Raw genomic sequence first — 11,272 nt, 5'->3', positions numbered from 1 at the left:
TACAAGATGTTGAAATGGCTTATGCAAAATTAAAAAGAACCTGCACCCATGTATTCGCCATCGGACAATCAATGGGAGGCGCCCTTGTTCTCGATTTAGCGACAAAAGTGGCTTGTGATGGAATTCTCACCATCAATGCCGCTCTCCAAGTTCCTGAATATGAAATATACCGTAACCAATCGGTTCCACGCTTCATTCCTGAGGGCAAACCTGACATAAAAGACGATACAACTAAAGAAATCACATATGACCAGGTTCCGTTAACAGCGATTAATCAATTGCTTGATATAATGGAACATGCCAGTCAAAAACTAATAGACGTTTCGTGCCCGATACTTATCTTCCATTCTCCAGAAGATCACGTTGTACCAGACTCTTGTTCCTATCAGATTTACGATACAGTCATGTCCGGGGATAAGGAGATGGCATCCCTTGAAAATTCATATCATGTGGCCTCGTTGGATCATGACAAAGATCATATCATTGAACGGTCATATCAGTTCATTCAAAGGTTAAGTAAAAGGGCTATAATCGCTTCTTAAACTCCTTTCTTCATATAAATCAGGTTTATCCGTACACTTCATGGGTATATACAGTATATAAAGAAAAAGGAGGTAACATAATGAGCGGTTTATCAGACAAAGTAAAAGGTGCTGTAAATAAAGTTAAAGGTGAAACGAAAGACCAAGTCGGAAACGCGAAAAATGATCCTCACTTACAAGCAGAAGGTAAAGTCGATAAATTAAAAGGCAATCTCCAAGATGGCATTGGTAAATTAAAAAATGACCGTTAATGCAAATAGCCGAATACATGATTCACTCTCTTAACACATTCTCATTCTTATAAAAGTGACCCCCCTATTATAGAGAAGAGGCGGCAGATAATCTGCCGCCTCTTCCTTGTTCAATTTGCTTGAATAACAACAACACACATATCATCAGGTTGATCTTGCTGCATTTCCGGGGACATCAAAAAATCGATAGGGGGAGATTCCTTACAATCGAACCATCTCGTCGAGACCGCTTCTTTTATTTGTTCGAGCCCTTCCGTCCCTTCTCGATCTATCGCTTCCATGACTCCATCCGTAAATAGCATGAGCTGAATCTTCTCTTCATAATGAATGACGGACTTCTCTATTTTCATTTCGGTGAAGAACCCAACAGGACATGTCCCTTTTGAAAGTGAGACCACTTTTCCATCGTCCATTAAAGCAAAGCCCGGAGGATGTCCGGCATTCACATATTCCACAGTCTTTTGCTCTGTATCAATGACCATATAAATCGCGGTAAAATAATAATGCACTGGATTATCTTCTTTATTAAGGGTACTCATCCAGCGATTCATTTCGTTTATTACTGCCACCGGATCCGTATGTATCCTGATGGCATCCCTCAATACGGAGGAAATGAACATGCACACAAGTGAGGCGGATATGCCATGCCCCATCATATCCAGCAGGATGATCCCATACCGATTTTCATCGATGCGGTGCCAATAGTACATATCCCCTGCCAATTTATTCGCAGGTAAGTATGATGCCCTTATGGTTAAGTGGTCATTTATAATGGGTTCACTTAATAAACCGCTTTGAACCTGCATGGAAAGATCCAATTCATTGCGGATTTTTTCATCCTGCATTTTATGCCAATCTTTTTCATATTTAAGTCTTAACCCCACGCGAATCCTCGCAAGTAAATCTATTTTATTGATAGGCTTCATTATATAATCAATTCCGCCAACATCAAGTGCCTCGGCAACCTTGTTTGAATCTTCAAGGGCGGTCACAAAAATTACGGGTATATCTCTAAGGTGAGGAATGCTTTGAAGTCTCCGGCACGCCTCTATCCCATCGATCTCCGGCATCATGATATCGAGCAGAATGATATCAACTGAAGTCTCTTTAGGTTGCGGACTATCCACCTGTAAATATTCAAACATCTCAACAGCTGAAGTTAATGATAGAAAATCCGTATAGCCAGCTCGTTTTAGAATTTTCTCTATAACGAAAAGGTTAACCTGGTTATCATCTACGATTAAAATCGTCATTCTTTCATTCCCCTTTTGGCTTATATCGAGCGGCAACATTTATCTTTTTTATATGGACCAGCACTTTCGTAAAGCTCCCTTAATAGGGATTTTCCTATTATATTATAACGAAGTTCAGTCTCTTTTAATAATAATAAACCACGGCAGTAATTCTACATGGAGACCAACTCATTATTTATACCCCTTCTTCCGATGCATTAAACATATAAATCAAAAAAAATTAAAAAATAATGCACTAAATTAAAAAGAAAGAGTCCGCTTATATGCGAACTCTTTCTTTTTACAGTTTCCGATAAATTCGTTCCTTTGAGTCAAAGTCCTCATAATCTTCCGAAAAGGATGATGTATGAAGTGTTTCCTTGCTGCCAACCGCAAGGAAGCCGTCTTTACAAAGGCTGTCATAAAACAACTGATTAACATAGGTCTGCAATTCACCGGTAAAGTAAATCATCACATTCCGGCACATGATGATATGAAACTCATTGAACGAACCATCTGTAACTAAATTATGCTGGAAAAACACAATGTTTTTAAGGAGATTCGAGTCAAGATAAGCATTTTGATAATCGGTTGTATAATACTCCGAAAATTCCTGGTTGCCTCCAGCTTGCAAATAGTTTTTCGTATAAGACTGCATTCTATTTAAAGGCAATATTCCCTTTTCCGCATGACGGAGGACTTCATCATTCATATCAGTGGCATAAATCCTCGCCTTATCATAAAGTCCTTCCTCCTTTAGGATGATCGCCATGGAAAAGGCTTCTTCACCGGTTGAACATCCCGCATGCCAAATTCTGATTTCAGGAAGTTTTTTCAGGAGCGGTACAATATTTAAACGAAAGGCTTTAAAGAAATCCGGATCGCGAAACATTTCAGTGACATTTATTGAAAAATCTCTCAATAGCTTCTCGACATACCCTTTTTCATATAAAACCATTTCAATCATTCCGCTAATCCTGCGAACATGGTCCAGTCTCATTCTATTTTCAACTCTTCTTTTTATTGAAGAGCGCATATATTTGCGAAAGTCAAAGCCAGATACGGAATAAATGGCCTCTAACAATAATTCGATTTCTAGCTCTTCTCTTTCTTCAATCGTTAAAGTATCCTTCATGCAAAACCTTCCTTACCCGTACTATCAATCAATTAGTCAGCCATACTCTTAGGACGGATAGCAACTGATCCAATTTTAACGGCTTGCTAACATAATCGGAAGCGCCGGCCTTCAGGCATTTTTCCCTATCGCCTTTCATGGCTTTCGCAGTTAGCGCGATGATTGGAAGATCCTCGAACTTACTTTGCTCGCGAATTCTGGTCATCGTTTCGTAACCGTCCATGCCTGGCATCATGATATCCATCAAAATAACATCTATATCGTTCCCTTTTTCAAGGAGTTCCAAACATTCGTAGCCGTTTTCCGCTGTAAGGATTTCCATCCCCTCATGCTTCAGCGCATTTTTCAGCGCAAATATATTACGGTGATCATCATCGACGACCAATACTGTTTTATTGCAGAATGGTTTGGCCTTATCCCGATCTTCTTCATCCATTATAACTACATCCGGTTCTCCCTGACCGCCAAAAGGCGCGGTAGAATCATCGTGATTAGCTGCTGCCACTTCTGGAGAAGCAGCCATTGCTTCGCCGACATTTTTGAAGCCCTCTGGCATGCTTGGAATAAAGAAAGTAAAGGTACTGCCTTGCCCTTCCTCACTATCTACAATGACCCAGCCTCCTAGAAGTTTGGCAAACTCCCGGCAAATCGATAGCCCTAGTCCTGTACCGCCATATTTTCTCATTGTAGCTCCGTCACCTTGCTGGAACGCTTCAAAGATAAGTTTTTGCTTCTCTTTTGAAATTCCGATGCCCGTATCCGTCACCTTAATTTCAACCCAGTTGCTGGCTCCTTTTGTCTGTATCCATTGTGCTACATCTTCTTCATCAGCTTTTTGGATTCGGACAGACACAGAACCTTTTTCCGTGAATTTAAATGCATTGGATAATAGGTTTTTCAAAATTTGCTGGAAGCGCTGTTCATCCGTAAAGAAAATGTCCGGGACGTTTTTACTTTTTTCTATTATAAAGTCAATGTTCTTTTTCTTCGCTACATGATCGAAGTTACGGTGCAATAACTCAGGAAGTTCACTTAAATTCATTTCGTCAAAGACCACTTCAAGCTTTCCGACTTCGACTTTCGATAAATCCAAAATGTCATTGATCAACGTTAATAAATCTTGACCTGATGAGTTAATGACACGAGCGAATTCCTGTTGCTCTTCATTTAATTTACTATCATTCGGATCTGAAAGCATTTCTGATAAAATCAGGATACTATTGAGCGGTGTCCGCAATTCATGGGACATATTTGCCATGAACTCGGATTTATATTTGGAACTTAACTTTAATTCTTCCGCTTGTTTTTCAAGATTCAGTTTTGCGACTTGAAGCTCTTTCGACTTTTCTTCAGTTTCACGATTTCTTTCTTCTAATTGTTCATTGATCATTCGCAATTCTTCAGCCTGTGTTTGCAGTTCCTCCGATTGGGCTTGCATTTCCTCTGATTGTGATTGCAATTCTTCCGATTGAGCCTGTAACTCTTCGGTCTGTGCTTGTGATTCTTTTAATAAACGCTCTATTTCCATCCGGCCCTCAACATTATTAATCGTGATGCCCAGAGTATCAAGAACCTGGTTCAGGAAAGTTTTTTGCAGCTTCGTAAAGCTCTCCAAACTCGCCAGTTCGACCATCGCCACCACTTCATCCTCAAAAACGACCGGCGCAATGACAATGCTTTTCGGGTTTACTTCCCCTAATCCTGTCGTAACCCATTGAAAATCTTCAGGAATATCTTCAATGACTTTCGATTCCTTTTCAAGGGCGCATTGTCCGATCAAACCTTCGCCAAGACGGAATTCACGTCTGCCTGAATCTTCGCCATCTCCCGCAAAGCTTGCAAGCTTCACAAAACGCATATCCACGCCCTCGCCCCGTTTGACGTAAAAAGCTCCAATTGAAGCTCCCATCATCGGTGCAAGTCTTGTAATGAACCGGTCAGCCAGCACCTCTACATCAACAATGCGCTGATACATCGTAGCTATATCTGCAACACGGGTCTGGATCCAGTTCTGTTCACTGATCTTTTCGGTGAAATCTTTCTCTTTTTGATTATAGATTTCAAGCGATCCCGCCATTTCGTTGAACGATCTCGCTATATCACCAATTTCATCAGTAGTCCGAACCGGAACTCTTGGTATGACCGATAAGTTTTTATAATCGATATTTTTGATGACCTTCGTAATCGATTGCAGATCTTTCGATGTACTGCGGATCATCCAAACAACCGTTACGGAAATAACCAAAATGCTGAGAATAACCGCAAAAATTACAAAACCAATCATATCTTCATAGGTTTGTTTCGAATTACTTAAAGTATCTTTCATGACACCTTCTTGGTAATCCTTAAATTCATCCATCGTACTGATGACTTTCGTTCGTTTTTCCCTTTGGTCGTCCATCAGGCTTGAAAGATTACCCGAAGAGTTTCCAGATTTTATATTCTGGATGATTTCAGCCTCCGTTATGGAGTAAGAAGCATATTGAGTCTCGAACTCTTTCAATAATTGCTTCGCTTTGACCTTATTTAACGTACCTGATAACCCAGCAATTTTTGATTCAATCAAATTATGATTCTCATTGATGATTTCGAGGCTCTCTGCTCTTTCTTTTTTGTTTGCATCATTAGCTGCAAACAGGATCTCACGGTCCGACCTGGAAAACAGCTGACGGATTTCCATTGAAGCTGAAACTTTTTCATAGCGATTTTCAACTATTTCAGTCATGCTGCTCTTTAAATTGTTAAGCGTGACCATCATGAAAGAAAGTAAAATAGCCAAGAAAAGCAAGATCAAACCAAATCCCAACATTTGCTTCTTCTTAAAACCCATTTTCCCGCCCTCCTTCAATACTTATTTATACCAGCCATAAATAAACGGCATTGCAAAATAAATCTTAATACTATCATTAGTATTACTTTTGAAGAATTTCCTTATATTCTTTGAAACTTAAAATGATATATAGATAGATTCATTGCCCAAAGTCAATTTTAACATTTTCCAAGCTAAAATAGTTACCTACAGTGTTATTTTTAATGAATTCATTTTCCAATTAAGTAACAGTCTGCCTTGACCATTGTTCTAAACAGACATCTTCGTACATAATAAAAGCCGAAAGTTTCCACTTTCGGCTCTAGTTGTAATCCTGTTTTATTTAATCTTCTTCACTTCAACATATAAAACATGGTGGCCGTCCATTTCCTTTACAGTAAACTCATATCCGGCGTATTCGATTTTATCCCCGACAGCAATCTCGAATCTGCCTGTCAGGAACCATCCTCCCAATGTATCGATATCTTCTTCCGGCAAATCGATCGCAAGGGTATCATTGACATCTTCAACCAATGTTTTTGCGTCGAATACATAATGCCCTTCATCAATCTTTTGAATGAGCGGACGTTCATCCTGGTCAAATTCATCACGGATTTCCCCGACGATTTCTTCAAGTATGTCTTCAACCGTAACAAGACCGGCAGTTCCGCCATATTCATCAGTCAAAACAGCCATATGGATCCGTTCCTTCTGCATTTTCAGCAGCAGGTCATGAATGGCGATCGTTTCAAGAACACGGATAATGGGTGTCACAAAGGAATCCACCGTCAAAGCCGTTACATTATCTTCTGTAATCGTCGCTGTATAAAGTCGCTTGATATTGACCATTCCCACGACATTATCTTTATCACCGTCTATTACCGGATACCTTGTGTATTGTTCTTCCTGAATCAGTTCAACAACTTCCAATAATGGCATGCCCTTTTCGATAACGGTCATTTCCGTACGCGGAACCATGATTTCATTGGCAATGCGCTCATCGAATTCAAATATCTGGTTGACATATTTGTATTCCGATTGGTTGATCTCACCGCTTTTATAGCTTTCCGATAAAATGATGCGCAGCTCTTCTTCGGAATGGGCCATTTCGGACTCGGATGCAGGCTTTAAACCGAACATGCCCGTCAGGAGACGTGCAGAACCATTCAGTAACCAAATGAATGGGTACAAAATGCGGTAAAAGAGAATTAACGGCTTTGCAAATAGCAAGGTTACCTCTTCTGCCTTTTGAATCGCAACCGTTTTCGGTGCGAGTTCGCCGACAACAACATGAAGGAATGTTACAGAACCGAAGGCTATCAGGAACGAGATGATGTGACTTACGGACTCCTCTAATCCCCATTTAGTGAACAATGGTTTTAAGATCGCCTCGACCGTCGGTTCACCCAATACCCCTAAACCTAGGGCGGTTACCGTAATCCCCAATTGACAGGCAGATAAGTACTCATCGATATGTGATGTCACTTTCTTGGCTGCAAGAGCATTTCTATGCCCTTCCTCAATCAACTGATTGATTCGGGAACTTCTGACTTTCACGATTGCAAATTCCGATGCAACGAAAAATGCGGTTAATGCTATTAATACAGCTACTGCTAATAATTTTATAAATATCTCCAATATGTGCGGGTTAGCCATATTGTGCCCATCCTTCTGACCTGCGGATTAGACACGTACGGCAAAATCCCAAGCACCTCCTGTATAAATGGTTATTTTCGTTTCAAAAAGCGATTTTTGCCTTATCAAAACCATTTAGCCTATATCGTTAATATGCACCTTTGTGCATAAAACTATAGGGATAAATATTAATCATGCCAGCAACACTAGCAATGATTGGATCAAGGCCATGCTTTCGCGGGATATCTGTTTTTTTAAAAGAAGCTCACTTTTTCCGTCCTTTTCAATCAAGCTGATGAATTCCTGAAGTTCCTCGTTCAGGCCATCCATTTTATTCTTGAGTTGAAGACCTTTTTCCTCAATTGCTGATGCGGCTTCCTTATCCTTCTTAAGTAATTCTTTAATATCTTCCAATGAAAGGTTTTCTCTTTTGTATCCCTCGATACGGCGAAGCCTTTCAAGTTCACCGACTGAATAATAACGGTAATTAGAGGCGGAACGTTCTGCTTTAAGCAAGCCTAGGTTCGTATAATAATCTACAGTTCGTTTCGTAACATTCGCCATTTCCGCCAACTCGCCAATTTTTAAAGTCTCGTTCCCAACATAACCCCTCCTAACCGTCACGTTATGGTTTAGACAAATTTAAAATATGTCTATTCTTCATGACGTTTTATTCTATTCCATAATCGTACATTATTTTAATTGAAATGAAAAATATTTATTATCCTCTTTACCCTTCATTGGAAAAACAAAAACCGATTAAATTGATTAAACTGTAGAAAAACTCGATGAAAATCAAGTTTTTCTCAATTTTATGAGGGTTTATAAAACCTCGAACGTCGTCGATTTCCACTCCAGGCACTCGCTTTCCGCGGGCGGTCCGGGAGCCTCCTCGGCGCCTTGCGCCTGCGGGGTCTCCCATCGACACGATTTTCCCGCAGGAGTCTCACACCTTCCGTTCAATCAACTTTGTTTTGAAATTTTAGGTAAAACCCCTTTTGTCTAAAAACAAAAACCGATTAATTGAATAATCGGCTTAATTTATAATTTAATCCACGGATTTATTTTTTTGTTTTAACTGAGAATTGATTGCTCAATATCTTAGGACCGCATTGGCAAAGGGCAGAATGCTTCAGCTTTTTTATTGGTGTTCCGCATGTTTCACAAACTTTTGCTACCATTTATACTGTCCTCCTCACTTTATTAGCTTGTTATACATATTATACTACTTTTATGATGATAATCAATACTAAATTAAAATTATTATAAATAAGGTTTTGACTTAATTTTGTTAGACTTCACATATGATTAAATTAAAGATAAAATAAAAATAAAACACATCAGGAAGGTTGGTATTAGTATGACGAGTGAAATTCGTTCCATTCCCCGTCCTTTAGTACGAACGAATCAATGGGTCATTTTGTTAAGCGTATCCACCGCCTTATTAACGGGACAAATGTGGATATTAGTGATTCCTTTAACTGCAGGACTTTTAGGTCTTCTCTTTAATTTCAATCCAGTGATGCGTCTCGCCAAGCTCTTTCTTAAAAAGAAACCCTCCGATTATATTCCTGAAGATCATTCACAGCAACAGTTCAACCAGGCCATAGCTGTCGTTTGCTTAGGACTTGGATTCATATCTTTCTTGCTGGGCTGGAATGTTACCGGTTATATATTCACCTTGATGGTCGGCTTGGCTTCTCTCATAGCGATCCTTGGATTCTGCATCGGCTGCTTTATCCTTTATCAATGGAAGCAATATTCCTATCGCCGATCTATTCGCTAATACCATACACAAAAGGGACTGACATGCGTCAGTCCCTTTATATTACTCGGTTGTACGTAAGGAATTACTCTTTTTGACCCAAATGGTTGCCAATACAATCAGCAAAATTAATACAGCTTGCGGCACCAGCGTTTCCATTGTTGGATAAAGACCTATCGTTTCTACAAACGGAAAGGAACTGATCGTATTTGTCTGTATTACCTGTGAAACCTGAAGTGAATGAATGGAGACTCCAAGAATCTTGAAAGCCAAGGCATATATGAGTACCGTTGCCACTTTAAAGAATAGGGTCATCGGTAATTTCACACTATAGCGCAGCATAATGAAACCAATTACCACTAAAATGAGGAAGGCAAGGAAAATCCCGCTCAGCAGCTGTTTCAATTCCATATAAGGAGCCATACCGGCATAAAAGATAATCGTCTCGGCCCCTTCACGGAATATGGATAGAAAACTGATTAAAGCGAAAGAGACGATGCTTCCCGTTGCAATGGCTTGGTTCATTTGCTTGTCGATATACCGGTTCCATGCATGAACATTCGATTTACCATGAAGCCAAAGACCAATTGTCAACATCATCGATACGGCTACTATCCCAGTGATTCCCTCAATATATTCCCGGCTTGACGCGGCCTTGATCTGAGAGAAAACGATATTGATTATGACCGCCAATATGGAACTGGCAACTAAACCCGCACCAACCCCTGTCCAAATCCATTTTTGTTTGTCCGCTTGCCCGATTTTCTTTAGGAAAGACAGTAATGTAGCTACAATCAAGAGTGCTTCCAACCCTTCCCGCAAAAGGATCAAAGCGGCATCCCATGTCGTATAACCCGTATCATTAATTAAAGGCAGTAACCTTGTGTTTAAATCGGAAACGATTCCCTTCGCTTCCTCCGCCTTTACCTTTTTCGATTGCAATAGGCTGATTGCGGTCGGGACTTTCGTTTCCATATCGCTGTAAAGCTTGCTGTCCCTTGTGGAGACCTCCCCTTCGACATTAGGCCAAATTGCCAAGATCTCATTTAGCTGATCAACGGCAGAATCGATGTCACCCTTTTCAATATCCGTTGCACTTCCTTGTAAAAGTTGCGTTACATCCCCAAGGGAATAGGTATTCTCCTGGCTTCCCTCTTCAACTTTACCAGCAAGGAAATCCTCGATTAGGCCCTTCAATTCAGTTAGATTTTTTTGGGCTTTTTCCGAATCAGGAGGGTCTTGAGTAATCGCTATCCGCACAAAGGCCATTTTCGTTTCAAACTCACCATATGCAGCAACACTTTTCTCCCTGACAATGACCTCTGCGTCGGTCCATTGACTCAGAAGGCTGGTATATTGAACTTTAGCTTGATCAAAGTCACCTTCAGTTATCGAAGCTTCCAACTTATCTATTAAAGGAAGTATTGCTTCTAACCGTTCTTCATAGTCCGTCTTGTCAACAGGGTTTTCGTTGGTATCATAAATAACAAGAGTACTGGATAATGCCGATAATCGCTTCTTGATTTCATCTGTGGAGGCTTCGTCTCTCACAGCACTTTTTACCGCAGACAGCCTCTCGTCGACTTCCCTCGCACTCTTGCTGTCCGTTTTTATCGTTTGCCAATCTTTCTCGAAAAGATCGATATTTTTCAATACTTCCTCACGGTCTCCGGATTTTACCTTCATTAAACTATCGCCAATATAAACAAAAAGCTGATCATGGTTTTCACCCGCCGAAACAACCCTTACAGCCGTCGAAAGAAATAAAAGGCTGACGATTAAAACCAATATACCACTCTTCCATTTAGAAACGGTCATACTGGTCCCTCCTTATTCATGAACTAAAATCGCCAACTGGATAATTTCCATGCTGGCGATTTTCACGTCCTCATTTGAGATTATA

9 protein-coding genes (1 of these 9 only partly in view) are annotated in these 11,272 nt (G+C 40.2%); 3 read left to right on the top strand and 6 right to left on the bottom strand.

Annotated features, from left to right (window positions below):
• Both ABC374_RS26920 and ABC374_RS26915 read left to right on the top strand, forming a co-directional pair.
• Positions 1-542 carry the 3' portion of an alpha/beta hydrolase gene (locus ABC374_RS26920; RefSeq protein WP_350300941.1) on the top strand. Its footprint begins 217 nt before the window's first position, so only the last 542 of its 759 coding nucleotides appear in the window; its start codon lies off the left edge, out of view; the stop codon is at positions 540-542.
• 80 nt (positions 543-622) lie between these two features.
• A complete protein-coding gene (locus ABC374_RS26915; protein WP_098866101.1) occupies positions 623-793 on the top strand; it encodes a CsbD family protein in 171 nt (56 codons plus the stop codon).
• Between the two features lie 110 nt (positions 794-903).
• Here the strand turns inward: ABC374_RS26915 and ABC374_RS26910 are convergent, their stop codons facing one another.
• From ABC374_RS26910 to ABC374_RS26890, 5 genes are all read right to left on the bottom strand, one after another.
• On the bottom strand, positions 904-2,046 hold the full coding sequence (locus ABC374_RS26910; protein WP_350300940.1) for a PP2C family protein-serine/threonine phosphatase: 1,143 nt from the start codon (positions 2,044-2,046) through the stop codon (positions 904-906).
• A gap of 280 nt (positions 2,047-2,326) precedes the next feature.
• The gene (locus ABC374_RS26905) at positions 2,327-3,160 is read right to left on the bottom strand and encodes a CheR family methyltransferase (RefSeq protein WP_413020200.1); all 834 of its coding nucleotides are present in this window, start codon (positions 3,158-3,160) and stop codon (positions 2,327-2,329) included.
• A gap of 28 nt (positions 3,161-3,188) precedes the next feature.
• Positions 3,189-5,990, bottom strand: coding sequence for a response regulator (locus ABC374_RS26900; protein WP_413020199.1), 2,802 nt, complete (start codon positions 5,988-5,990; stop codon positions 3,189-3,191).
• 318 nt (positions 5,991-6,308) lie between these two features.
• Positions 6,309-7,607, bottom strand: a complete 1,299-nt coding sequence (locus ABC374_RS26895) for a hemolysin family protein (protein ID WP_137019314.1) — start codon at positions 7,605-7,607, stop codon at positions 6,309-6,311.
• Between the two features lie 189 nt (positions 7,608-7,796).
• On the bottom strand, positions 7,797-8,228 hold the full coding sequence (locus tag ABC374_RS26890) for a MerR family transcriptional regulator (RefSeq protein WP_413020198.1): 432 nt from the start codon (positions 8,226-8,228) through the stop codon (positions 7,797-7,799).
• Between the two features lie 736 nt (positions 8,229-8,964).
• Between ABC374_RS26890 and ABC374_RS26885 the strand changes: the two genes are divergently transcribed.
• A complete protein-coding gene (locus ABC374_RS26885; protein WP_413020197.1) occupies positions 8,965-9,390 on the top strand; it encodes a DUF4395 domain-containing protein in 426 nt (141 codons plus the stop codon).
• 42 nt (positions 9,391-9,432) lie between these two features.
• Here the strand turns inward: ABC374_RS26885 and ABC374_RS26880 are convergent, their stop codons facing one another.
• Positions 9,433-11,187, bottom strand: coding sequence for an FTR1 family iron permease (locus tag ABC374_RS26880; protein WP_413020196.1), 1,755 nt, complete (start codon positions 11,185-11,187; stop codon positions 9,433-9,435).
• Positions 11,188-11,272: the final 85 nt, after the last annotated feature.

It is taken from the genome of Peribacillus phoenicis (assembly GCF_047238085.1).
Lineage (GTDB): Bacteria > Bacillota > Bacilli > Bacillales > DSM-1321 > Peribacillus.
The sequence above is the reverse complement of the archived record's forward strand: the minus strand, read 5'-3'. Positions and strand labels throughout refer to the sequence as shown.

Excerpts from the sequence above, each read along its gene's own strand:
- ABC374_RS26915 (WP_098866101.1), top strand. The coding sequence starts at position 623 with ATGAGCGGTTTATCAGACAAAGTAAAAGGTGCTGTAAATAAAGTTAAA.
- ABC374_RS26910 (WP_350300940.1), bottom strand. The coding sequence starts at position 2,046 with ATGACGATTTTAATCGTAGATGATAACCAGGTTAACCTTTTCGTTATA.
- ABC374_RS26905 (WP_413020200.1), bottom strand. The coding sequence starts at position 3,160 with ATGAAGGATACTTTAACGATTGAAGAAAGAGAAGAGCTAGAAATCGAA.
- ABC374_RS26900 (WP_413020199.1), bottom strand. The coding sequence starts at position 5,990 with ATGGGTTTTAAGAAGAAGCAAATGTTGGGATTTGGTTTGATCTTGCTT.
- ABC374_RS26885 (WP_413020197.1), top strand. The coding sequence starts at position 8,965 with ATGACGAGTGAAATTCGTTCCATTCCCCGTCCTTTAGTACGAACGAAT.
- ABC374_RS26880 (WP_413020196.1), bottom strand. The coding sequence starts at position 11,187 with ATGACCGTTTCTAAATGGAAGAGTGGTATATTGGTTTTAATCGTCAGC.